Raw genomic sequence first — 23901 nt, 5'->3', positions numbered from 1 at the left:
TTTACAACCACAAGTTTATTATGCTCGAAGCCTTATTCAAAATCCGTGCAAATGATTCTTCGGTTCGCCGTGAATGTATTGCCGGTATGACTACATTTATTACGATGGTTTATATCGTATTCGTAAACCCAGCTATGCTTGCAGAAGCCGGTATGGACCAAGGTGCTGCTTTTGTTGCCACCTGTATTGCTGCTGCAATAGGGTGTTTTATTATGGGTTTGTGGGCCAATTATCCACTGGCATTGGCACCGGGTATGGGATTAAATGCATTTTTTACCTATGGTGTTGTATTAGGTATGGGTTATAGCTGGCAAGCTGCGTTGGGTGCGGTATTTATGTCAGGGTGTATATTTTTAATTCTAAGCTTATTTAAGGTGCGAGAGTGGATTATTAATGCAATCCCTCTGGTGCTCAAGCAAGCAATAGCAACGGGTATTGGCGCATTTTTAGCTCTCATCGCACTTAAAAGTGCCGGTATTATTGTATCAAGTCCCGCAACACTGGTGCAGTTGGGTGATATTACCTCGCCTGGTCCTTTATTGGCTATTTTCAGCTTTTTTGTTATTGCTGCACTGCTTTATCGCGATTTTAAAAGTGGTGTACTGATTAGTATTTTACTAGTCACCGCGATTGCTGTGTCTATGGGGTTAGTGGAGTATCATGGTGTTATTGCAATGCCACCTTCTATCATGCCGACCTTTATGCAACTGGACTTTAGTGCCGCGTTTGAACTGTCGATGTTGAGTGTTATTTTTGCGTTTTTATTCGTTGATTTGTTTGATACCTCAGGCACGTTAGTTGCGGTAACTCAGAAGGCTGGTTTAGCAGATAAAAACGGTAATATGCCGCGTTTAGGTCGTGCATTAAGCGCCGACAGCACAGCAACCATTGCAGGTGCAATGCTCGGTACTTCAACAACCACGTCATACATTGAGTCTGTTGCAGGTGTATCTGTTGGTGGTCGAACGGGTTTGACCGCTGTGGTTGTGGGTTGCTGCTTTTTACTGATGATGTTTTTTGCGCCTTTAGCTCAAATGGTGCCTGCATACGCAACCGCGGGAGCTATTTTATATGTATCTGTATTGATGCTACAAAACTTAAAGTTTGTAAATTGGGACGACATGACTGATGCAATTCCGGTGAGTGTTGTATTATTAATGACACCGCTGACTTTCTCAATTGCACACGGTATTGCACTTGGTTTTATTTCTTATACGGCGGTAAAAGTGCTGTGTGGCAAAAAAGATCAGGTAAGCATTAGTGTTTGGATTTTAACTGCCTTGTTTATTGTTAAGTTCGCATTTTTATCTTAATGCAGGCAGCTTGTTAGAATATGTATATGTCCTAGTATGTAAACACAAAGTGGGGCAAAATCCTATTCAAAAAAAAGCCCATGCAACTGCATGGGCTTTTTTATTTAGAAAGGAATTACCATTTCTTTTTAGGTGCAAATAATACGTCTAAATCATCTTGCTCTTGTTCGTTCTTTTTCTTCAATGATGTAGCATTTGATGCCTTGAGTTCATTACTTATCGTTTCAAGGTAGCCTTCAACTTCAGCTCGTTTTGCCGTAATGTAATCGTCATTAAATGAAACACTGTTAAGTGTGGCAGCTGCTTTTTCAAAGTACTGCCTAGCAGAGCCTATCATTCCAGCTGTTTGCGCTGATAACCCACGTTTTATTTGGCTTTCAATGTTGATTCTTAGTTGTAGCTTTTCAAGGCGTTTGTCTTCTGCAATAAATACCTGGCTGTCTACTTTGCCTTTATTATGCTCAGAACGAATAATAGTGCGTAACTTTTTAATGCCTTGTATCAGCGATATCAGTTGTTTGTCGTTGCCTGGTAATACAAAGCCATCTGAACCGTCTTGAATTGGGTTTTGTAGTCGCTCTTTTGCTTCTTTTAAGCGGTTTTTTAGTCCACTACCTCCGCTTGAAATAGACACCATTTGACTGAGCGCATCATGAATTCGTCGTTGTAATATTCGCTGAGTTGCCTCTGAAAGTGGAATGTTGGCGCTATTCATTAATGCTTCTTCGGTTTCTTCAATGATTGCTTTTTGTTTTGTTAACTCTTTGCGTCGTTCAGCTTCTTGTTTTTCTTTGTGTTGCTGAACAGCACTAACCCATAGTGCAATGACTATAAGTGCAACAATTAATACAATTATAATGGAAACTATCATGTTATAATTCTCAAATTCTTAACCTTATTATCTAATCTTACATTAAATATATAAAAGGTGGGAAACTTTGCTCAGATTAACTGAAAAAAGCGTCACCATAAAGCGTTTAAATCTTAATATGTTATGTTTCGATTGCTGATAATCATTGCTACCTCAAGTTTATTTATTGTGTTAACCTGAAATTTCAACAAATTAATTGTTATATTATGTAACATTAATCAGCCTTTTATATAGCTACCTATAGTTAGGGTGCGCTTTTATCTGTCAATGTGAATTATAACGAAACTACATAGCCATGAAATTACAACAACTTAGATATATCGTAGAAGTTCAAAATCATAAATTAAATGTTTCAGCTACGGCTGAGAGTTTATTTACCTCCCAGCCTGGTATTTCTAAGCAAGTACGTATGTTAGAAGATGAGCTCGGTGTACAAATTTTTGGCCGCAGTGGTAAGCATTTAACTCATGTTACAGGCGCTGGCGAGGAAATCATTAACATATCACGCGAAATACTCTCAAAAGTTGAGGGTATTAAAGCGGTGGCGAATGAACATACTTTACCGGATCAAGGCAAACTTAATATTGCTACCACGCATACACAAGCACGGTATGCGTTACCGAGTGTAATTAAAGGCTTTACTCAAAAATACCCTGCGGTATCACTGCATATGCACCAAGGTACACCACAGCAAATATCGGATGCAGCCGCTCGCGGTGATGCTGACTTTGCCATTGCCACAGAAGCGCTTCATTTATATTCAGATTTAGTAATGCTGCCTTGCTACCATTGGAATCGTAGTATTGTGGTTGCTAAAGATCATCCCCTTGCGAAAAAAGTGGATAATTTAACAGTGGCTGATATAGCCCAATACCCACTCATTACTTACGTATTTGGCTTTACAGGTCGTTCGGAGCTCGACAAAGCATTTAATGCTTACGGATTAGAGCCACATATTGTATTTACTGCCACCGATGCCGATGTCATTAAAACGTATGTGCGTTTAGGGCTAGGTGTGGGTGTGGTTGCATCTATGGCAATTGATCAGGTAAACGACAGCGACTTAGTGTGCATTGATGCTAGCCATTTATTTGAGGCGAGCACGACTAAAATTGGCTTTAGAAAGGGCAGTTTTTTACGCACCTACATGTATGACTTTATCGAACGTTTTGCACCGCATTTAACTAAAGAGCGAGTAGAGCGTGCGAGTTTACTGCGTAATCAAGAAGATGTTGATAAGTTATTTGCTGATATTGAATTGCCGGTTAAGTAACCGCCATAAACATCAATGAAAAGCCGCTTAGTTTTGCAACTAAGCGGCTTTTTTGTGCTATGTAATTAACCTGAACTGTGGATAATAAATCCATCTCAAGCAGCTATTTTCAGCGCTAACTGCGTTGAATTTACTTGCAATAGGCTAGCTATTGACGCGTAATTTCGCCTTGTTTTCACTAAAAATCTCTAGCTAGAGAAAATAAACATAAATATCATTTTGATTGAATATGTTAGTAAATCTCTTAACCAGAGTTCAGGTTAATTAGCACTCGATAATATTAACGGCCAGTCCACCGCGAGCGGTTTCTTTGTATTTTGTTTTCATATCGTTACCCGTATCGAGCATGGTTTTTATTACTTTATCCAGCGATACTTTTTGCTCACCACTACCGCGTATAGCAAGGCGCGACGCATTAATTGCTTTAATAGCGCCCATTGCATTACGTTCAATACAGGGGACTTGGACTAAGCCGCCAACAGGGTCACAGGTTAACCCTAAGTTATGTTCCATACCAATTTCAGCGGCATTTTCTACGTGTACAACGTTACCACCAACAATTTCAGTAAGTGCGCCTGCGGCCATTGAACAAGCAACACCGACTTCGCCTTGGCAACCCACTTCAGCACCAGAAATAGAGGCATTCTTTTTATATAAAATGCCTATTGCAGCGGCAGTTAATAAGTAGCGGGTAGCAATATCACGGTCTACTTCTTTAATAAAAGTATGATAATACATTAATACTGCAGGTAAAATTCCGGCTGCGCCATTTGTGGGGGCAGTTACTACACGTCCTCCGGCTGCATTTTCTTCGTTTACAGCTAATGCGAATAAATCAACCCAGTCCATGGCGCGCAGCGGATCGTTACTGACTTCTACATTAAGCTTTAAATATAAGCTTGGCGCACGACGTTTTACTTTTAATCCGCCAGGTAAAATACCTTCGGTGCGCATACCTCGCTCAATACAGGCTTTCATTACTTGCCAAATATTAAATAGCTCATCTTTAATGGCTTCTTCACTGCGTAGCGTCTTTTCGTTTTTCATCATTAACGTTGATACGCTGTAACCCGACTCTTTGCACATCTCGAGTAATTCTTTAGCCGAGCCAAACGGGAACGGGGCTGGGTTTTCTTCACGGATATCTAAAGCGGCTTGTTTTTCTTTTTCAAACTCTTCATCAGTAACAATAAATCCGCCACCAATAGAGTAGTAAACTTTGCTATATACTTTTTCGCCATTGTTATAGGCAATAATTTCCATTGCGTTGGAATGTTTAGGGAGTGTCTTTCTGCGATGAAAAACAATCGCGCCTTGCTTAGGGAATTTAGCTTTGTGAGTTTGGTTTAGGTAAATAACCTGTTCTTTTTCAATTTTAGCGAGTATGTCATCCACTAAATCGGCATCAATGGTTTCAGGATCATACCCTGCTAAGCCAAGTATCACTGCTTTACCAGAGCCGTGGCCAACACCTGTTTGGCCAAGCGAGCCGTAAAGCTCTACTTTTACATCGGTCACATTTGCTAATAGTTGTTGTTCGTTTAGGTCATTAACAAATAAGCGTGATGCACGCATTGGGCCAACGGTATGTGACGATGAAGGGCCAATACCAATGCTAAACATATCAAATGCACTGATCATAATGTGTGTCTCTACTTAGTTTTCTCAGCATTAAGCTGTTCTTTGAACGGTCGACTATAATAACGTGGAAACGCAGGTGTGTAACCCTTATTAGTAAAGATTTAAACTGGTATGGCGAGTTGTTTTGTAAAGTTTTTAATAATGCTGGCTGTGGCTCCCCACAAAAGCCCATGTGGGGTGATAAAGCCATTTAAGGTAATGATTTTTCCACCTCGTTCAAATGGCAAAGGTTGCCAGTTAGCCGCGTTATTCAGCGCTTTTATAGAGAGTAAAAAGCTAGCTTGCACTTCGTTGTGGTCGTTTTCCCACACTGTTTCTTTTTTAATTAAGCCTACAAAGGGGCGTATAGTAAATCCGGTCAGGGTTGAATATTCAGGTAACTGACCTAACACATGGACATTTTGCGGGGCAATATTAAGCTCTTCATGTAATTCACGCAGTGCGGTGGTGCGTAGGTTAACATCATCAATTTCAAACTTGCCGCCCGGTAAACAAATCTCCCCAGGGTGGTGATGAAGGTAGGCTGGTCGCTTACACAATAAAATATGTGCCTCGTTATCTATATCAATCAATGGCAGCATTACTGCGCTTGCGCGCTTTTTTTTATTATCTTTGAGCTGATCCACGGCTAAACTGCGGTTTAATTGAAAACGAGCCGAAATGGTTTCACTATTCAAAGCGACCTTCATTTAATATAGGAAGTATTTTATTTACTTTATCGTAAGTTTCTTGATATTCCAATTCGACTTTTGAATCAGCAACAATACCACCCCCAGCCCAACAATATATTTGTTGTTGATGTGTGACTAAAGTTCGAATAGTAATACTGGTATCCATATTGCCGCAGCCACTAATGTAACCAATAGAGCCACAATAAATGCTACGTCTATGTGGTTCTAGTTCTTCTATTATTTCCATGGCACGGACTTTTGGTGCGCCTGTAATTGAACCACCGGGAAACGCAGCTTCCAGTTGATCAACCGCTGTTTTTCCCTCATCAAGGGTTGAGGTGACCGTACTCACTAAATGGTGTACCGCCGGAAAACTTTCAATAGCAAATAATGAGGGCACAATAACCGAGCCCGGTTTAGCGACTTTTCCTAAATCATTTCGCAGCAAGTCCACTATCATGACATTTTCGGCGCGGTCTTTACTCGAATTTGCCAGCAAGGTCGCTTGTTTTGCATCCTCAAGGGCATCTGCTTTGCGAGGTAAAGTCCCTTTAATGGGTTTTGTTTCTACTTTATTGTCGTGTACTGCAATAAAACGCTCGGGTGAGATTGACAAAATAGCGCCCTGAGGATGATTAATAAAACTAGAAAAAGGCGCTTTATTAGCCTGAGTTAATTTAACATAGGCGCTCCAAGGCGAGCCTTGGTAATGTGCGCTAAAACGCTGCGCTAAGTTAATTTGATAGCAATCACCACTTTTTAGGTATTCTTCAATCGCGGCAAACTTTTCGCTATAGCTAGTCTGACTCATATTTGACTGCCACGGTGATGTAAGCGAAAAGCTTTCGTGTTTAGGTGGTTGCGCTAAATGATGTTGATACAGCCAAAGGCGGTCTACATTGGGCTGCGAAACATAAAACCACGTGCGCAGTTGTTTATCGTAAATCAGTGCATCGAGGTAAAGTCCAACCGCCATTTGCGGTAAATTTATGTCGTGTAAAGCGCTGCTTGGAAGTTGCTCTATAGTACGGCCTAAGTCATAGCCAAAATAACCCAGCCAGCCACCATTAAAAGGTAAGTTGTTGGCGGCTTTAGTGCTGTCTAACTTTGCCAGTTCATTATTCATTATTTCAAAGCAGCTTTTTATGTTTGGCTGGTTATTAAAAACGCTTTGATTATTTTCGACTTCAAGGGTGCTCTGGGGGTCAATCGCAATAATGTCAAAACGACTGTTTATGTGATCACTATCACCCGAATCTAATAAAATGGCGTAAGGCAAATGAGCAAAATGCGAAAATACCTCAATACAATTTTGTGATATGGCTAATTCAACACAATTTTTTTTATTGTTTAGCATTTACTACCCCTATAAGAACTGGCTCCAAACGGGCTGGGAGGGTATCATAAGTCAAATTTATTTGGCAGCGTTTAGTGAGCGCTGTAGTTGAAAACAGTTCGAACCACCGTCACGGGTTTGATATCGCTTACGTGCTGCGTGAGTAACAACAACTTAAGGAACCACTATGAGTACAATTCGTCAGCAAGACTTTATTGATAGCATTGAAGATGCCTTGCAATACATCTCGTTTTACCATCCTCTTGATTTTGTTCAAGCACTAGAGAAAGCGTATAACAAAGAACAAAGTAAAGCCGCTAAAGATGCGATTGCGCAAATTTTAATTAACTCGCGTATGTCGGCAGAAGGTAAGCGCCCACTGTGTCAAGATACCGGGATCATCACTTGTTTCGTAAAAGTAGGGATGGATGTTAATTGGGATAAAACCGACTTAACAGTACAACAAATGGTTGATGAGGGAACGCGTCGTGCGTACTTAAATCCAGATAACCCTTTACGTGCATCGATTGTTGCAGATCCTGCGGGAACACGTAAAAACACTAAAGATAATACGCCATCAGTGGTTCACATTGACTTAGTTGCAGGCGATAAAGTCGAAGTGATGGTCGCTGCTAAGGGCGGCGGCTCAGAAAACAAAAGTAAAATGGTGATGTTAAACCCATCTGACGATGTGGCTGAGTGGGTAGAAAAAACGCTACCAACAATGGGGGCGGGTTGGTGTCCACCAGGCATGCTAGGCATAGGTATTGGTGGCACGGCAGAAAAAGCAGCGGTAATGGCCAAAGAGTCATTAATGGATCCGGTTGATATTCATGAACTAATTGAGCGCGGCGCAGAAACAACAGAAGAAAAGCTGCGTTTAGAAATCTTTGAACGTGCGAATAAATTAGGTATTGGTGCGCAAGGCCTTGGCGGTTTAACCACGGTTGTTGATATTAAAATTAAAACGGCGCCAACTCACGCGGCTTCAAAGCCAGTGGTTATGATCCCAAATTGTGCTGCTACGCGCCACGTTCACTTTACCCTTGATGGTTCAGGCCCTGCGAATTTAAAAGCACCTAAATTAGAAGATTGGCCAGAAGTGACTTTCGAAGTGGGTGAGGGCACACGCCGTGTTAATTTAGATACTCTTACTAAAGAAGACACTAAAGAATGGAAAATGGGTGAAACCGTTTTACTCTCAGGTACTATTTTAACGGGTCGAGATGCTGCTCATAAGCGTCTTCAGGATATGATCAACTCAGGGGAAGGTTTACCTGAAGGTGTTGATTTTGATAACAAGTTTATTTACTACGTTGGCCCTGTGGATGCAGTAGGCGATGAAGCAGTAGGTCCAGCGGGTCCTACAACGGCAACTCGTATGGATAAATTTACCGACATGATGTTAGAAAAAACCGGCATCGTGGGAATGATTGGTAAAGCTGAACGAGGCCCTGCAACGGTTGAGTCTATTAAAAAGCACCAGTCAGTGTATTTGATGGCGGTAGGCGGTGCGGCTTACTTAGTATCTAAAGCTATTAAAAAAGCACGTGTTGTTGCCTTTGAAGATTTAGGTATGGAAGCTATCTACGAATTTGAAGTAGAAGATATGCCAGTAACAGTTGCCGTAGACAGTGAAGGAGCAAATGCTCACACCCAAGGCCCTGCTATTTGGAAAGCAAAAATTGAAGAGCTAGACAGCAAAATGAAGTAAATTTTTACTTAAAAAGCAATCATATAAGCGAGCACTGTGTGCTCGCTTTTTTATTTACTTTTACATTTGCAAAGACTTATACACCTCAGACCAGTTTATGCTGCGTAGGCAATTAGTGTATAAGCCACTGTATTTTAAGCTGTAGTATACTTTTTTAGGGTGTATGGTTAAGTTTACAAATAACTGCAAGGTGACGTTCACGTAAGCGTAAGCTTTAATTGCGATGGTGTTTTTAGCTTTTATACTTAATCAAATGGTTATTTTTGGAATTTTTATGCTTACTTTTAACGATAAGTCATTTTATTTTTCACTTTGACGCGCTTTATTTGGTTTATCTACTCATAGTGTGGCGAACCATTAACTGAAGTGATAAAGTCTCGACAATTTGTAGCGTGCTTGCCCAAAAGGGCCCATTATTTTCGGAGTATTTAAAGTGGTTGTATTTAATCAAGTTGAATTTGATAACCATGAACAAGTGGTTTTTTGTTCAGACAAAGCGTCTGGTTTGAAGGCCATTATTGCGGTACATAACACAAACTTAGGCCCTGCGGTAGGCGGTTGTAGAATGTGGGATTATGCTAACGATGAAGACGCAGTATATGATGTGCTGCGTTTATCAAAAGGGATGACTTATAAAAATGCCGTAGCACGCTTGCCATTTGGTGGTGGTAAATCGGTTATTATTGGTAATGCCAAAGAAATCAAATCAGAGCAGTTATTTCGCGCATTTGGTCGCCAGTTAGAGCGACTAAATGGTAGCTACTACTCAGCAGAAGATGTAAACATTACCTGTGATGATGTGGCGTTAATGAACAAAGAAACAAATTACGTGCTAGGCCTTGAAGGAAAAAGTGGTAACCCTTCGCCGTTTACAGCCTATGGTACGTTTTTAGGTATGAAAGCAGCGCTTAACCATCAACGCGGTATTCAAGACTTTTCTGGTATTAAAGTTGCGGTGCAAGGTTTAGGTGCAGTAGCTTATGGATTATGTAAACATTTGTCTGAAGCTGGTGCTGAGTTATTTGTTACCGATATTAATCAAGCTGCAGTAGATCGTGTAGCAAATGATTTTGGCGCAACCGCAGTTGGTATTGATGAAATATACGACCTAGATGTGGATGTTTATGCACCCTGTGCATTAGGTGCCACTATTAATGACACAACAATCCCACGCTTAAAAGCAACGATAGTAGCAGGCTGTGCAAACAATCAACTTGCTGAATCACGCCATGGTGAAATTTTACGTAAAAAAGGTATTTTATATGCGCCTGATTATGTAATAAATGCAGGTGGTATTATTAACGTTTATTACGAAACTGCACCAGAGGGTTACAGTAAAGAGGCTTCTAATAAACACGTAGAAAGAATTTACGATACACTTAGTGAAATTTTTACCCGTAGTGAAAAAGAGCAAAAATCAACGCATTTAATTGCCGATGAACTGGCACAAGAAATTATTGAAAACGGACTTTAAGTTTCCACTCGGTTTAAAATAGGAGCGAAATACGCTCCTTTTTTATACCTTATGTAAGACTTTGGTATAACTACACCCAAAGCGTCATTTTAGTTAATGCGAATATAGATAAAGCACGGTAAAATTTAGTTTTACACTTTATCTATATTTTATGTCCTCTACTGATTTTTCTATTACCCCTCTTGATTTTGAGCAATGGCCTCGAAAGCAACACTTTGAGTTATTTCAGCAGTTCACTCAGCCTTATTTTAATGTGTGCGTACAACTGAATGCGAAAAAGTTATATACCGCCTGTAAACAAGCTAATATTGCTTTTTTTCATGGTTATATTTATTGCTTATTAAAAGTCTGTCATCAGTATGAGCCGATGATGCTGCGCATTATTAACCAAAAACCTTGTTACTTAAGTGCTACGCGGGCAAGTGTAGTCGAGCTTGCCGATGATGAGTCGTTTCGCTTTAGTTATTTTAAATTACACGAGTCGTTAAATGAATTTGCCAGTGAGGCGAAAGCTATTAGCAATACCACAAAATTAAACCCACTGTTTTCTGATGCGTTTGCAGCAACTGAAGGGCAAGCAGATTTAATTCATGTTTCTGTATTACCTTGGTTAAACTTTAGCAGCTTTTCGCATGCATTTACCCACGGTCAAAGTAATGGTATTCCTAAATTTGTGTTTGGCCAATACAACACTGAGACAGGTAAAATGCCGCTTGCTATTGATGTTCATCATGCGTTGTTGGATGGGCTTCATGTCGCTAAATTTATAAAGCAATTGCAGTATACATTTGATAATTTAAGTAGTAATAATTAATGAAAAAGTTGTAAATTTTATGTTATTATTTGCCAGCAGTGCTTTTAACTTAAATTGTCACTCTAAACTTACCCAAATATAAAAATTAATAATTATAATTATAAAGGCAATATCTGATGAATCGCTTAGTGATTTTATGTATTTTGTTGGTGATTTTTTCTGTTGACGCACAACAGCAGACTCGTTTGCCGTTACGTGATTATTTTTTTGAAACTTGGAATACACGTACGGGTCTTCCTCACAATAGCATTAATAGCCTTGCACAAACACAAGATGGGTATCTATGGGTGGGTACTTGGGAAGGACTTGCCCGCTTCAATGGCCAAGAGTTTAAGTTATTTACTCGCTCCGAAATTACTGACTTGCCTGACTCAGGCGTACGTGCGCTAACCCCTACATCTGATGGCGGTTTACTTATTGCAGGGGCGCGCGGCGGTATTAGCTTATATCAACATCGCCAATGGGACACGCAACCACCTGCCCAAGCGATGGTTAATCATATATTTAAAAGTAAAAATGATAACTTGTGGCTAGCGCTTGAGAATGATGGTGTGTTTTATCGTTCAGCTAGTAGCACTCAAGACATCCCAATAATACAAAATGTCAGTGCGTATCGAATCATTGAAGACCCCAAGGGGGTTATATGGGCGGCGACCAGTGATGGCCTGTATAAAATAGTCAACTACAAACCCACTTTGATGACGCCACAACAAGGGTTACCAGATGCTCCCGTATATACCTTATTAATCACCCGTGAAGGTCGACTCATTATAGGAAGTGAAAGAGGGGCACGAATCCTTAATGGTGGGCTATTTGAATCGCCTCACCCACAACTCGACGCGGAATCTATTTCCAGTTTGTTAGAAGATGATCATGGGGAGCTGTGGTTTGGCACCATTAATAAAGGTGTTTTTAGGCTTAGCGTCGATGGTTTAGAGCAATTAGATGCTAAAAATGGTTTACCCGCCAACCGTATTCTTTCTTTGTTACAAGACAGAGAAAATAGTATTTGGGTAGGCACCAATGCTGGTGTATTTAGGTTAAGAGAAGCGCCGTTTTCATCGTGGGGCAAAAAGCGAGGCTTATCTAGCGATTATGTGCGTACGGTATTGTCACATTCTGATGGCAGTTTATGGATAGGCGGAAGCACGGGGTTAGATCGGCTGCACAATAATCAGATCAGCCATATTAAAGGCACTAAACAAGGCTCGCCATATTCAGTATTAAGCTTACTAGAGCAAAACCAAGGTGATGTCTGGGTAGGCACATACACTTCGGGTGTTTTAAAAGTGGTTAATAACGAACTCATACCTTATTTAAACCGTGATAATGGCTTAGGTAGTAATGAAGTAAGATCTTTACTTTTTGATTCAAAAAATCGCTTATGGATAGGCTCGGCCATGGGGCTGACACGCGTTAATACCGACGGTAGCTTAAACCAATTTACTAATGAAAAAGAGCTGCCGAGTGGGTTTATTTTAGCCTTGAGTGAAGATAACTCAGCTAATATTTGGGTAGGAACCGGTAATGGGGTCGTGGTTTATGACACTCAAACTGACGTGTTTAATCCTGTTGAGTTTCCTGCTGAATTTGCCGCGCAATATGCGTTTGGCTTTTACATTGACGATAAATACACGTGGATGGCTACCGATCGCGGCTTAGTTCGTTATCAGCATTCAAACGCAAAGATGACTATTTTAGGGCGTGAATTAGGTTTACCCGTTGATAAGCTTTTTCAAATTGTGCCGTTTAAAGACTCACTTTGGCTATCAAGCAACCGTGGCATTATTGAAGTCAATTATAAGCAGGTAAATGAGCTGCTTGATTCAAAATCTAACAATAGAGGTACGCTCGCCTTTCAATTATACGATGAGGGTGATGGCATGCTCAGTGCACAAGCAAATGGCGGTTCAACCCCCTCTGCAACCGCTCATTCAGATGGCACAATTTGGTTTGCTACCGCAAAAGGGGTGAGTACAGTAAAACCGGAACGCTTAAAAGAAGCCACTAAAATAGCGTTACCAACGATTGTTGAAAGCTTTTCTGTTGATGGTAAACCAACGTCGTTACCTATAGACGGTGAAACTATTATTTTACCACCAGGGGTGACGCGCTTGTCATTTCAATACGCGGGACTGAGCTTTATTATGCCGCAGCGATTAAACTTTCAAACAAAATTGGAAGGCTTTAATAACGAATGGATCAACCGTCAACACATAGCGACTGCTGAATACACTAACTTACCTGCGGGCAAGTATTCTTTTGCTGTACGTGCAGCCTATCCAAATACTGATTGGCAACAAAATCACAAAGTCGTTAACTTTGAAATTCAATCGCACTTTTGGCAAAAAACAAGCTTTAAGTTGTTTATGTTTTTTCTTTTTGTGGTGGTGATATATAGCGCTTATCGCTACCGCTTATATCGTTATAAACAAGTTGAAAAGGAATTAACGAGTCGAGTGGTGAAGCAAACGCAAGCACTGCAAGAGCAAGCCAGTGCCTTTGCGTATCAAGCCACACACGATCAGCTTACCGATTTACCGAATCGCCGCGCATTTGATGGCTGGCTGGCGGATAACTTTTCAGACTTTAAAGCATGTAATAAATCACTTGCTATCGCTATTATGGATATTGATCACTTTAAACGGATTAACGATGGTTGGTCACACCTCATAGGTGATCAGGTTATATGTGAAGTAGCTAACATTCTTAAAGCGCACTGCGAAGGTGAGCAAGAGGTAGCTCGCTGGGGCGGCGAAGAGTTTACTTTTGTGTTTCCTGATACGAGTGCAGTGCAGGCACAAGAAATGTGCGAGAAGTTACGCAAATGTATTGAAAATAAAAACTTTTCAAATATCGCAGAAGGCCTCAGCGTAACCGTGAGTTTTGGTGTTTCTGACTCTGGTGATGTTGATGATTATGACCGATTATTATCACGGGCTGACCAAGCTTTGTATAAGGCAAAAAACAACGGCCGAAATCGAACTGAAGTGATGTGATTGAAAAACAGCCTCACTGCACCCATTACTATTTTAATAATACGGGCGCAGTATTTTGGCGTTAAAGCTAAATGGTTTGATTTAGGACGACCCAATGATAAATGGGCTATTAATTTTTGTTTTAATTGTATTTATTATAATGTTTTGGCGCTGGCCTGATATTCAAAATGCCGTGTGGCACCGTAAATACAGTGATTTATTGTTAAGTGAGCAACAACACACGTTGTTACTGCGTGCTATGCCCATATACAACAAAATGACCGATGCAGAGCGAGCCAAGTTAGCATCCCATATTGTGTGGTTTTTAAATGAAAAGCGTTTTGTTGGCTGCGATGGGTTGCAACTAACGGAGGCAATGAAACTCATTATTGCCGCCGATGCCTGCTTGCTGGTGCTTAACAAGCCTTGGCCTTTGTATAAAAACGTAAAAGAAATTTTACTCTACCCCAGCGCGTATTACGCGCCCCAATCAAGCCGCAATAACGCAGGCCTTGTCAGTTTTCATAATACAGTAAGGCAAGGTGAATCGTGGCCGGGGGGAACATTGGTGCTTAGCTGGCATGATGTGCTTGAGGGCAACCGCTTACCCAGTGATGGGCATAACTTAGTGTTTCATGAATTTGCACATCAACTTGATCAAGAAACCGGTAAAACCACCGGCACGCCACTACTTGCATCACAGGCAAAATACCAACAATGGGGCAGAGTGTTTAGCCGAGCGTTTTCGCAGTTAAAAACCCATGTTGCTTATAGTATGCCGCATGTAATACATAGCTATGGAGCCACCAATGAGGCTGAGTTTTTTGCGGTGATCACCGAAACATTCTTAGAGAAACCCGCCGATTTACGCCGTGAAGACCCTGAAATTTACCATTTGCTAGTGGATTTTTATCAATTTGATCCTATTGTTTGGCACTAATTTTATGCACTTCATCCTATTACGCTGGTAACTTGCTGGCGTTTTTGTTGCAATCATGTAATAGATCAACACACAGCAACAATAATAAGTGAGATAAGCATGAAAAAAATGCTGCAAACAGCACTCGCGTTATCGGTTTCATTGACATTAGGCCACGCACACGCAGAGCAAACAGATGAAAAAAAATGGCAAGTTGATTCACCTAAAGGGCAATTTGTTGATGCATCTATTAGTGTAGAGCAAGGCACATGGATGAATGTCGATATAAGTCCTGACGGAGAAACCTTAGTATTTGATTTACTGGGCGATATTTACACCATGCCAATGAGTGGTGGTAAAGCGACTAAAATAACCTCAGACATTGCATGGCAAATGCAGCCGCGCTTTAGCCCAGATGGCAAGCACATTGCTTTTACATCAGATCAAGGCGGTGGTGACAATATTTGGATAATGGATGTTAACGGCGAAAACCAAACCGCCGTCACTGACGAAACATTTAGATTACTCAATAGCCCTGCGTGGAGCCCTGATGGCGATTATTTAGTTGCACGTAAGCATTTTACCGCCAGTCGCTCGCTAGGTGCGGGTGAAGTTTGGCTTTATCACAAAGCCGGCGGTAAAGGGGTGCAACTGACTAAACGTGAAAACGATCAAAAAGATTTAGGTGAACCCATGTTTTCACCGGATGGTCGGTATGTTTACTTTTCGCATGATGCAACCCCGGGTAAAACTTTTCATTATTCAAAAGACTCTGTTGCCGGTATTTATAAAATTAAGCGTTATGACCGTGAAACAGGCGACATAGAAACCATTATAAGTGGCATGGGCGGGGCAATAAGACCGACGCCGTCGCCAGATGGTAAAAAACTAGCGTACATAAAGCGTGATGACTTTCAAACCAGCCTGTACTTATATGATTTAACCAGTGGTGAGCATACTAAGCTATACGACAAGCTAGAGCGCGATATGCAAGAAACGTGGGCGATTCATGGCGTATATCCGACTATTGCGTGGACCCCAGATAACGAAGAGCTGGTATTTTGGGCTGGTGGCACCCTTCATAAACTCAATGTCGATGATAAATCAGTTAGCGATATTGCATTTAAAGTAGACACCACGAAAAAAATTCAAAAAGCAGTGCGTTTTACTCAAAATATCGACACTGATGAGTTTGATGTAAAAATGCTGCGTAATGTGCAAATTAGCCCTGATGGTGAAACCGCACTTTTTGAAGCGCTTGGTTATATTTACAAGCGCGATTTAGAATCAGGAAAAATAAAGCGCTTAACTAAGCAAACCGATCATTATGAGTTATTCCCGCAGTATTCTCGTGATGGCAAAAACATTGTCTACACCACGTGGGATGATAACGAACAAGGCACCGTGCGTGTCGTCTCTGCACGTAGTGGTCGTGGCGACACTATTACACAAGAGCCGGGAAAATACGTAGAGCCAACATTTAGTCCAGATGGCAAAACCGTGGTGTATCGTAAAGCCAACGGCGGCAGCATTTTAAACCCTAAGTGGTCACTGCATCCTGGGGTATACAGTGTTAGTGCTAAAGGCGGAAAAAGTGAGCTCATTTCTAAAAGTGGCTATCAACCTCAGTTTGGCAGTGCCAACGATCGTGTTTATATTATGAGCCCATGGCCTAAACCAACGTTGAGTGTGGTAGAGCTTGAAAGTAAAAAAGTACGTAAACTGTATGAGTCAGAGCACGCCACTGAATTTAGAGTCTCTCCAGATGGTGAGTATTTAGCTTTTGCTGAGCGCTTTAAAGTATTTGTTACTCCATTTGTAGAGCGCGGCAAAACGATAAATATTGGGCCCAAAGACAGTCAATTTCCAATTGAGCAACTATCTGTACGCGCCGGTGAAAACATTAGCTGGAGTGCCAACAGCAATAAACTGTATTGGACACTGGGGCCTGAGCTTTACCATGCCAGTTTAGAGGGTATGTTTGCGATTAATAAAGCAGATGATAAAGACGTTAAAGTAAAAAGCGGGACTAATATCGGCTTTAGTAAAAAAATGGCTGAACCGCAGGGCATGATTGCATTAACTGGCGCTAAAATTATTACCATGGAGGGTGAAAAGGTCATTGAAAATGGCGTGATCATTACCGATGGCAAACATATCAAAGCCATTGGCACTGCTGCTGATGTGAGTATTCCTAAGGGGGCAAAGGTCATTGATGTAACAGGTAAAACAATTATGCCTGGCATTGTAGATGCCCATGCTCATGGCTCACAAGCCAGTGATGAAATTATCCCGCAGCAAAACTGGAAAAACTTAGCAGGTCTTGCGCTGGGTGTTACTACTATTCACGACCCATCAAACGATACCACTGAAATATTTACCGCGAGTGAAATGCAAAAAGCGGGGATGATCGTTGGTCCGCGTATTTTCTCTACCGGTACTATTTTATACGGCGCGAATATGCCTGGGTATACCTCGCATATTGACTCATTAGATGATGCTAAATTTCATTTAGAGCGTCTTAAAAAAGTGGGTGCGTTTAGTGTTAAATCTTATAACCAACCGCGCAGAGAGCAGCGTCAGCAAGTTATAGAAGCAGGGCGAATGCTTGAAATGATGGTAGTCCCTGAAGGGGGGTCATTATTACAACATAACTTGAGCATGGTAGTCGATGGTCATACAGGTATTGAACATTCAATTCCTGTTGAACATATTTATGACGATATTAAGCAGCTATGGTCACAAAGTGATGTAGGTTACACACCTACATTGGTGGTTGCCTATGGCGGTATTTGGGGTGAAAACTACTGGTATGATAAAACGGACGTATGGAATCATCCACGTTTAAGTAAATTTGTGCCTAAAAACCAATTATTACCGCGCTCAATGCGCCGAGTTAAAGCACCCGATCATCACTATAATCACTTTAACAATGCTCGCGTAGCGGCTGAGTTACAAGATTTAGGTGTACTTGTTAATTTGGGGGCGCATGGTCAACGTGAGGGGTTAGGTGCGCATTGGGAAATGTGGATGTTTGCCCAAGGCGGCATGACGCCACTGGAAGCAATTAGAGCATCTACACTCGATCCGGCAAAATATTTAGGCCTAGATAAAAATGTGGGTTCATTAGAGGTCGGTAAACTGGCAGATTTAATGGTTATTGATGGCGACCCACTGAAAAACATTCGTGATTCAGACAAAATTGATTACACCATGATCAACGGCCGTTTGTTCGACGCAGGCACCATGAACGAAGTAGGCAAAAAACAGCGTGAACCATTATTTTTTGAATAATGCAGCCATTTTTTAGTTAATAAGCGGCTATTTAGCCGCTTTTTTTATACTGTATTTACCTATTTAACTAACCGCTACTATCGCTTTTAAAATATTATCACTAGGTGGAGTCACTGTTACATCATGCATCACCCTCGCTCTACATATATAACCTTCCTTTAAAATAAGTAAGTGTTGCGTGGCTTCAATTGCTTTTTCTCTATTGTGAGCAAATTCAGGTGTTTCTAAAAGAGCTGATAGTATGATTTCAAAGTTCGCTTGCTTGTGCTGTTTGCAAAGTTTGGCAATAGGGTCGTTCTCTACAGGGTACTCAGCTGCAGTATTAATAAAAAAACAGCCATTAAAACACCCTAACTCTGAAACCTCATTATTAATCCACTTTTTCAGTCCGGCAAAAATTGCCTGTGCGACTAACATAGCACTTGGTTGTATACATATTTTTTTAAGCCAAGCGTTAAAGCAGATGTCACGTGAGACTAAACAAGCACAAATAAGCGCGTCTTTGCTTTCAAAGTGCTTATATAAGGTTTTTTTTGCAATGCCCGATACAGCTAAAATTTCATTAATACCAACAGCGTGTATACCCTTTTTATAAAAAAGACTCAGTGCCGTACTGATTATTTGTTGTTGTTTATCCATGATATTCCAAATTTGAGCAGTAAAAACACAGCTTGACATAGGTAGACCGACTTGTCTATATTGCAGGTGTAGACAAGTCGGTCTACTTTTGAGGAGGTAATATGCATAGTGAGCAAATAAAGTCGGCATTAATCGCAGGCGTTTTTTCTACTTTTGTTTTGGGGTTTTTGGCGTGGCTAAATTATATGGGTGATTACGGTATTTGGTTAATGGCGCCATTCGGCGCAACAGCTGTACTTGTTTTTGGCGTACCGCAGAGCCCGTTAGCTATGCCAAAAAACGTAATAGGGGGGCATATACTGACCGCAATGATTGGGGTTGTTTTTAGCTACTATAGTGCTGATAGTGCGATTATGATTGGGCTGGCTGTGGGTATTGCTATAACATTAATGATAATCACAAAAACTATTCACCCTGCTGCCGGCGCAAACCCTATCTTAATTATTGAGTCTGGCCAAAGTTGGGATTTTTTAATAATGCCAGTACTGGCAGGAACTGTATTTATAGTTTTGTCTGGCTTTGTTGCGAGGTGGTTTATTCAATACTTGATGGATAATAAATATAAAAAAACCGCTTAACGCGGTTTCTTTTATACAAAGCACTCAGCTGATCAAACAACACCGCGAGGTAGGCGGCAATCGTGATCTTTGCGAGCAAGCTCAACTATCCAAAGCTCTTCTGCTGTGTAGCCTTCTTCGTTTTGTTTGATCACGGTGAAAGGCGCTTTTTTCTGTGCTTTTACAGGAGCAGCTTTTTTAGTTTTTTTAGCAGGTGCTTTTACTGCAGCTTTTTTTGTAGACTTACCAGAGCTTAATTCTTTAGTCAGCTCTGCTACATCAGCTAGGCGCATGTTCTTGCCGCCATCAATGCTATACCAGCCAGGTTTAGTTGTTATTTCAGGTTTTTTACCGTTGGCAGCTTCATATGCAGCTTCAAAGGCAGATAACACTTCTGTTTTGTCTAGTTTGCTCATCAGAGACCCTATACGTTGTTTACACAGATAAAGAAGAGGTATTTATACCTATTTTAGAACTGTTTTTCAATTTTTTGCGATTTTCCTTTCATTTTTAGCGCATAACCGCCAAAATTTGTACAAAATTCAGTGCAAAGTAAGGTAAGTAGTATGCAACGTAGAGAATTTAATCAATTATTAAACACCCTGTTAAAGCCAGAAACCATTAACGATTTTTGTCCAAACGGGCTTCAGGTAGAAGGTAAAGATGAGATACGCACCATAGTAACGGGTGTAACGGCAAGCCAAGCACTTATTGATGCCGCGATTGAAAATAATGCCGATGCCATTTTGGTACACCATGGCTATTTTTGGAAAGGCGAGTCACAACCTATCACTGGCATGAAAAAACGTCGTGTGGCTGCGCTTTTAGCTAAAGACATCAATTTATTTGCCTATCATTTGCCATTAGATATTCACCCTGAAATGGGTAATAACGCACAGCTGGCGCAATTGCTCGATATTGAAATTGAAGCAGGCCTTGAGCCAACTAACAACAGTGTAGCGATGAAAGGACGTTTAAAAACACCGTTAACGGGCAGTGAATTTGCTAAAAAAATAAGCCAAGTGCTTAAGCGCGAGCCACTAACGAGTTTAGTACGTACTGATAAAATTGAAACCATCGCTTTGTGTACAGGTGGCGGGCAAGGCTATATCGACTTAGCAGCCGATCAAGGTATTGATGCTTACTTAACCGGTGAGGCATCAGAGCAAACCATTCACAGCTCACGCGAGCAAAATATCGACTTTTTTGCCGCTGGTCATCACGCCACCGAGCGCTACGGTATTAAAGCGTTGGGTGAATACCTTGCCGATAAACATGGCTTTGATGTGACATTTATTGACATAGACAATCCTGTGTAAACACATGACTTAAAAGTAATTTTATAAATAACCTACTTGTAACGTATTTCGGGTGGGTTATTTAAAATATAGCGTTCTAAATAGCTAATTTAGCAAACTATAGTAAGCCAGTATGTTGGTTTTTTATATACCCTTTTATCCTTTTTGTGAGTTAATTATTTTTGGCTTTATACATCCAAAAAATTGAATAAACGTAATAGGTATCAACTTACGCTCAGAACCACGATTACATCCATTCTTATATTGCAAAAAACACAGATCTTTCACTGTACTTACCTCGTTTAAATTACAATGTTACTTTGCTTGCTACTAAGGTAGTTACTTTAAAGGAATGAAATGGAAGGGGTATTAGCTTTAATTGAGCAGTACGGGTTGTTGGTTTATCTGTTACTTTTTGGTTATTGTGCGTTAAAAAGTGGTTGGCTACCTTTGTTCGCAGGCTATGCTGCACATACTGGCGCACTAGATGTTGGTTTTGTTGCTTTGGCTACTTTTATGGGGGGATACTTGGGCGATGAATTACGTTTTGCTATAGCAAGAGCGTATGGCGCGGCATGGCTTGAAAAACCAGGCCGCCTTGGTCGAGTATTTAAAACAGCCAGTGAGCTTGCTGAACGCCATGGCACAGCCTACATTTTTTTATATCGTTATCCTAAAGGATTACGCACGATTGGTGCCATTCCCGTAGGGCTTACAGCAATTAGTTGGCGCCGCTTTAGTGTGTTAAATGGATGCTCTGCACTGCTATGGGTTATTGTTTTAGTCGGTGGAGGCTACATTTTCGGTGCTACTTTTGATGCTTTAGGTGTTGAGAATTTAACAGCACTAAGTCTGCTATTTCTTTGCGTATTTTTAGTGACACTGTACCGGCTTTGGAATAAAACAGCTGAGGTTAAAACCCTCTAAGAATAACAAAACACCCAACGCTACTATAAACGAATATTCAGTTTGATTTTTTCATAACCCCCTGTGTAAAACGCAAATAATCGCGGTTTTTTAGGGGAAATTTACGCAGCGTAATAAGCGTTAACTTAATTAAAGTGCTTCAGGGTTAATTGTACGGCGTACATTTATCCACGCATTGCCAATAACTTCATGAGCATACTGGGTGACTACTAGTAGTGCTTTTGCATTGGGTATGAGTTGTTTATACCAAGGGAAAGCGGCAAAGTTGTGGTAGTCGGTTGCGGCGGGGATAACGTTAATGCCTTGCGCATTAAATAAATTTTTTGCTCTGGGCATATGGCTTACTGAGGTGACTAAAGCGACCTTGTAATCAACGAGTTTTGAGGCTAAAAGTTTTGCCTCTTGGGCGGTATCCATTGCGTTTGGATTTTGCACAATACGATTTTTATTAATACCTAAGCTAATCGCGGTTTTATACATTAACGCGCTGTTGGTGACTTTCTCATACCCCCCACCTGAAACAATCAGCTGCGCATGAGGATAAATGTTAGCAAGTCTCATTCCTTCCACCAAACGGGTTAACGCACAATTACCTAACTGACTGTTAGCACTCAATGCAGGGTTGGGGTTTATGTCACAGCCAAGCACCACAATTTTATCTATATTGGGGTGTTTAAGATAATTAAATGCCAATGAGGTTGGTTGGCTATTTTTAATCAGTAAGTTGGCCACCAAAGGGGTGCTGGCAAGTAGCAAAGTTATAAGGCTCATTAAAGATAAAGCGATTGTGACCTTTCGTTGTTTGAGCGCAAAAATGAGTAATATTAGGCTTACTAAGCCCAACAAAGGTAACGGCATGAGCAAGCCGCCCAGTATTTTTTTTAGTTCAAACATAGTGAGCAACATGATTAAGTATATTTATTAGCATGTTACTCATAAGTTTAAGATTTATCGACCGTTATTTAATTTACAGGTGTTTAAAAAGTGACGATAAACTGGATTGTCTTTCATGTCTTTTTTCATCGCTAAGTACATTGGACGCGTTAAACCAAGCGCGCCCAGTGGAATTGACTTAATTAACCCTTGGCTTTCATAAGGGGTTACTAACCAATCGGGTAAGGCGGCCACACCCATACCTGCACTGACTAATTGAAATATAAGTAAACCTTGATCAACCGTTTTTAGCGTGCCGTCAAAACGCGCATTTTGGATGAAATGCTTAAATATATCTTGGCGCTCACGCGGAATAGGGTAAGAAATAATAGTTTCGCTTTTCAAATCAAGCGCAGTTACATAGGCTTTTTTCGCTAAGTCGTGATCTGGTGCCACAATCAGTTTCAGCTTAAAGTCAAACAAATGGGCGTATTCAAGTTTGTCAGGGTCGCGAATATCTGATGTAAGCACGAGATCTAATTCATCACTTAATAAGTCTGGGATAGCGTCGTAACTAAAGCCACGCTCGTAATCAATTTTTATATCAGGCCAAAAGTTATTAAATTCTTTAATGGTAGGCAATAACCAATGAAAACAGGCGTGACATTCAACGCTTAAACGCAGCTGAGAAATAGGCTGGTTTAGGCTTTCTTTGAGTCGGCACTTGGTGGCTTCTAATTTAGGTAATATTTCGTGTGCTAATTCAAGTAATAACATACCTTGAGGTGTAAATCGGACTGGTTGAGTTTTACGCTCAAACAACTGGCAGTCTAATTTGTTTTCTAAATCTTTGATTTGATGTGATAAAGCTGACTGAGTTAAAAATAGTTCGCGGGCTGTATTGACGAGAGAACCCGTTTCTTTAAGGGTAGCAATTGTTTTTAAGTGTTTAATGTCAATCATCTTTAATAAATCTCATGGATATGGTGAGTATAGCTCAGATTCATTACATACTACGCCTTTACAAAAACCGTTTCAACGTCTGGATGGCTATAAAATTGCGCTTTAGTGTGTTTTTTACTGCGAACATTAAGTTTTTTAACTTTGCTGAGTCAAATAGTGTTTAGTTTTTTATTTATTGTTGAATTTTTCTCATGTTTGTTTGAGTTTTTATTAATGATTATTGTTCTGGTAACAGATAACTTTATTGTCATGTAACTCTCTAAAATAGGTAGGTTATAGCGCGACTTTAATATTTAGATGTTTCATAGCGAGGTTAAAATGCGAATTAAAATTTATGGCGAAGGGT

19 protein-coding genes are annotated in these 23901 nt (G+C 40.6%); 11 read left to right on the top strand and 8 right to left on the bottom strand.

The annotated features are described in order from the left end of the window. The first annotated feature begins 20 nt into the window (after positions 1–20). Positions 21–1313, top strand: coding sequence for an NCS2 family permease (locus ABZP26_RS10030; RefSeq protein ID WP_008113045.1), 1293 nt, complete (start codon positions 21–23; stop codon positions 1311–1313). A gap of 115 nt (positions 1314–1428) precedes the next feature. Here the strand turns inward: ABZP26_RS10030 and ABZP26_RS10025 are convergent, their stop codons facing one another. Beyond that, on the bottom strand, positions 1429–2184 hold the full coding sequence (locus ABZP26_RS10025) for a hypothetical protein (RefSeq protein WP_013465225.1): 756 nt from the start codon (positions 2182–2184) through the stop codon (positions 1429–1431). Between the two features lie 295 nt (positions 2185–2479). On the opposite strand from ABZP26_RS10025, the gene cysB reads away from it, so the two are divergent. After that, on the top strand, positions 2480–3457 hold the full coding sequence (gene cysB / locus ABZP26_RS10020; protein WP_008466190.1) for an HTH-type transcriptional regulator CysB: 978 nt from the start codon (positions 2480–2482) through the stop codon (positions 3455–3457). 264 nt (positions 3458–3721) lie between these two features. Here cysB and ABZP26_RS10015 read toward each other — a convergent pair whose 3' ends face one another. The 3 genes from ABZP26_RS10015 to pabB form a co-directional block, all read right to left on the bottom strand. Further along, positions 3722–5098 (bottom strand): L-serine ammonia-lyase, encoded by a 1377-nt coding sequence (locus tag ABZP26_RS10015; protein ID WP_008112780.1) that lies wholly within the window; start codon positions 5096–5098, stop codon positions 3722–3724. Positions 5099–5199: 101 nt separating this feature from the next. Next, positions 5200–5775 (bottom strand): CoA pyrophosphatase, encoded by a 576-nt coding sequence (locus ABZP26_RS10010; RefSeq protein WP_350654569.1) that lies wholly within the window; start codon positions 5773–5775, stop codon positions 5200–5202. Next, positions 5768–7126 (bottom strand): aminodeoxychorismate synthase component I, encoded by a 1359-nt coding sequence (pabB, locus tag ABZP26_RS10005; RefSeq protein ID WP_368484915.1) that lies wholly within the window; start codon positions 7124–7126, stop codon positions 5768–5770. The genes ABZP26_RS10010 and pabB overlap by 8 nt, the downstream gene beginning before the upstream one ends. A 166-nt stretch (positions 7127–7292) precedes the next feature. Here pabB and ABZP26_RS10000 point away from each other — a divergent pair, with 166 nt between their 5' ends. The 6 genes from ABZP26_RS10000 (at position 7293) to ABZP26_RS09975 (ending at position 18298) form a co-directional block, all read left to right on the top strand. After that, positions 7293–8819: a fumarate hydratase gene (locus tag ABZP26_RS10000; protein WP_008112774.1), complete on the top strand. Its 1527-nt coding sequence runs from the start codon at positions 7293–7295 to the stop codon at positions 8817–8819. Positions 8820–9252: 433 nt separating this feature from the next. Further along, entirely contained in the window at positions 9253–10293 is a 1041-nt protein-coding gene (locus ABZP26_RS09995; protein WP_368484914.1) for a Leu/Phe/Val dehydrogenase, read from the top strand. Between the two features lie 151 nt (positions 10294–10444). Beyond that, positions 10445–11107 carry a CatA-like O-acetyltransferase gene (locus ABZP26_RS09990; RefSeq protein ID WP_350654565.1) on the top strand — a complete coding sequence of 221 codons (663 nt, stop codon included), beginning with the start codon at positions 10445–10447 and terminating at the stop codon, positions 11105–11107. 116 nt (positions 11108–11223) lie between these two features. After that, positions 11224–14106 carry a two-component regulator propeller domain-containing protein gene (locus ABZP26_RS09985; RefSeq protein ID WP_368484912.1) on the top strand — a complete coding sequence of 961 codons (2883 nt, stop codon included), beginning with the start codon at positions 11224–11226 and terminating at the stop codon, positions 14104–14106. A 94-nt stretch (positions 14107–14200) separates the two neighbouring features. Next, positions 14201–15025: a M90 family metallopeptidase gene (locus ABZP26_RS09980; RefSeq protein ID WP_368484911.1), complete on the top strand. Its 825-nt coding sequence runs from the start codon at positions 14201–14203 to the stop codon at positions 15023–15025. A 99-nt stretch (positions 15026–15124) separates the two neighbouring features. Then, a complete protein-coding gene (locus ABZP26_RS09975) occupies positions 15125–18298 on the top strand; it encodes an amidohydrolase family protein (RefSeq protein WP_368484910.1) in 3174 nt (1057 codons plus the stop codon). 63 nt (positions 18299–18361) lie between these two features. Here ABZP26_RS09975 and ABZP26_RS09970 read toward each other — a convergent pair whose 3' ends face one another. Beyond that, entirely contained in the window at positions 18362–18937 is a 576-nt protein-coding gene (locus ABZP26_RS09970) for a TetR/AcrR family transcriptional regulator (protein ID WP_013465216.1), read from the bottom strand. Positions 18938–19038: 101 nt separating this feature from the next. Between ABZP26_RS09970 and ABZP26_RS09965 the strand changes: the two genes are divergently transcribed. Then, positions 19039–19515 carry an HPP family protein gene (locus tag ABZP26_RS09965; RefSeq protein ID WP_013465215.1) on the top strand — a complete coding sequence of 159 codons (477 nt, stop codon included), beginning with the start codon at positions 19039–19041 and terminating at the stop codon, positions 19513–19515. 32 nt (positions 19516–19547) lie between these two features. On the opposite strand, the gene ABZP26_RS09960 is transcribed toward ABZP26_RS09965, so the two are convergent. Further along, positions 19548–19910 (bottom strand): hypothetical protein, encoded by a 363-nt coding sequence (locus ABZP26_RS09960; protein WP_013465213.1) that lies wholly within the window; start codon positions 19908–19910, stop codon positions 19548–19550. A gap of 150 nt (positions 19911–20060) precedes the next feature. Between ABZP26_RS09960 and ABZP26_RS09955 the strand changes: the two genes are divergently transcribed. Together ABZP26_RS09955 and ABZP26_RS09950 are read left to right on the top strand one after the other, a co-directional pair. Beyond that, on the top strand, positions 20061–20813 hold the full coding sequence (locus ABZP26_RS09955) for a Nif3-like dinuclear metal center hexameric protein (RefSeq protein ID WP_013465212.1): 753 nt from the start codon (positions 20061–20063) through the stop codon (positions 20811–20813). A gap of 336 nt (positions 20814–21149) precedes the next feature. Beyond that, on the top strand, positions 21150–21719 hold the full coding sequence (locus ABZP26_RS09950) for a DedA family protein (RefSeq protein WP_368484909.1): 570 nt from the start codon (positions 21150–21152) through the stop codon (positions 21717–21719). Positions 21720–21848: 129 nt separating this feature from the next. Here the strand turns inward: ABZP26_RS09950 and ABZP26_RS09945 are convergent, their stop codons facing one another. Together ABZP26_RS09945 and ABZP26_RS09940 are read right to left on the bottom strand one after the other, a co-directional pair. Then, positions 21849–22613: a YdcF family protein gene (locus tag ABZP26_RS09945; protein WP_368484908.1), complete on the bottom strand. Its 765-nt coding sequence runs from the start codon at positions 22611–22613 to the stop codon at positions 21849–21851. Positions 22614–22667: 54 nt separating this feature from the next. Continuing rightward, positions 22668–23555 carry a LysR family transcriptional regulator gene (locus ABZP26_RS09940; protein WP_368484907.1) on the bottom strand — a complete coding sequence of 296 codons (888 nt, stop codon included), beginning with the start codon at positions 23553–23555 and terminating at the stop codon, positions 22668–22670. Between the last annotated feature and the right edge of the window lie 346 nt (positions 23556–23901).

Source organism: Pseudoalteromonas sp. SD03 (genome assembly GCF_040937955.1).
Classification (GTDB): domain Bacteria; phylum Pseudomonadota; class Gammaproteobacteria; order Enterobacterales; family Alteromonadaceae; genus Pseudoalteromonas; species Pseudoalteromonas tetraodonis.
Note: the sequence above shows the minus strand (reverse complement) of the source record. Positions and strands in the feature narration are given on the sequence as shown.

Excerpts from the sequence above, each read along its gene's own strand:
- ABZP26_RS09940 (WP_368484907.1), bottom strand. The coding sequence starts at position 23,555 with ATGATTGACATTAAACACTTAAAAACAATTGCTACCCTTAAAGAAACG.
- ABZP26_RS10015 (WP_008112780.1), bottom strand. The coding sequence starts at position 5,098 with ATGATCAGTGCATTTGATATGTTTAGCATTGGTATTGGCCCTTCATCG.
- ABZP26_RS09985 (WP_368484912.1), top strand. The coding sequence starts at position 11,224 with ATGAATCGCTTAGTGATTTTATGTATTTTGTTGGTGATTTTTTCTGTT.
- ABZP26_RS10000 (WP_008112774.1), top strand. The coding sequence starts at position 7,293 with ATGAGTACAATTCGTCAGCAAGACTTTATTGATAGCATTGAAGATGCC.
- ABZP26_RS10030 (WP_008113045.1), top strand. The coding sequence starts at position 21 with ATGCTCGAAGCCTTATTCAAAATCCGTGCAAATGATTCTTCGGTTCGC.
- ABZP26_RS09990 (WP_350654565.1), top strand. The coding sequence starts at position 10,445 with ATGTCCTCTACTGATTTTTCTATTACCCCTCTTGATTTTGAGCAATGG.
- ABZP26_RS09970 (WP_013465216.1), bottom strand. The coding sequence starts at position 18,937 with ATGGATAAACAACAACAAATAATCAGTACGGCACTGAGTCTTTTTTAT.
- ABZP26_RS09955 (WP_013465212.1), top strand. The coding sequence starts at position 20,061 with ATGCAACGTAGAGAATTTAATCAATTATTAAACACCCTGTTAAAGCCA.
- ABZP26_RS09950 (WP_368484909.1), top strand. The coding sequence starts at position 21,150 with ATGGAAGGGGTATTAGCTTTAATTGAGCAGTACGGGTTGTTGGTTTAT.
- ABZP26_RS10025 (WP_013465225.1), bottom strand. The coding sequence starts at position 2,184 with ATGATAGTTTCCATTATAATTGTATTAATTGTTGCACTTATAGTCATT.
- ABZP26_RS09945 (WP_368484908.1), bottom strand. The coding sequence starts at position 22,613 with ATGTTTGAACTAAAAAAAATACTGGGCGGCTTGCTCATGCCGTTACCT.
- cysB (WP_008466190.1), top strand. The coding sequence starts at position 2,480 with ATGAAATTACAACAACTTAGATATATCGTAGAAGTTCAAAATCATAAA.
- ABZP26_RS09975 (WP_368484910.1), top strand. The coding sequence starts at position 15,125 with ATGAAAAAAATGCTGCAAACAGCACTCGCGTTATCGGTTTCATTGACA.
- ABZP26_RS09960 (WP_013465213.1), bottom strand. The coding sequence starts at position 19,910 with ATGAGCAAACTAGACAAAACAGAAGTGTTATCTGCCTTTGAAGCTGCA.
- pabB (WP_368484915.1), bottom strand. The coding sequence starts at position 7,126 with ATGCTAAACAATAAAAAAAATTGTGTTGAATTAGCCATATCACAAAAT.
- ABZP26_RS09965 (WP_013465215.1), top strand. The coding sequence starts at position 19,039 with ATGCATAGTGAGCAAATAAAGTCGGCATTAATCGCAGGCGTTTTTTCT.
- ABZP26_RS09980 (WP_368484911.1), top strand. The coding sequence starts at position 14,201 with ATGATAAATGGGCTATTAATTTTTGTTTTAATTGTATTTATTATAATG.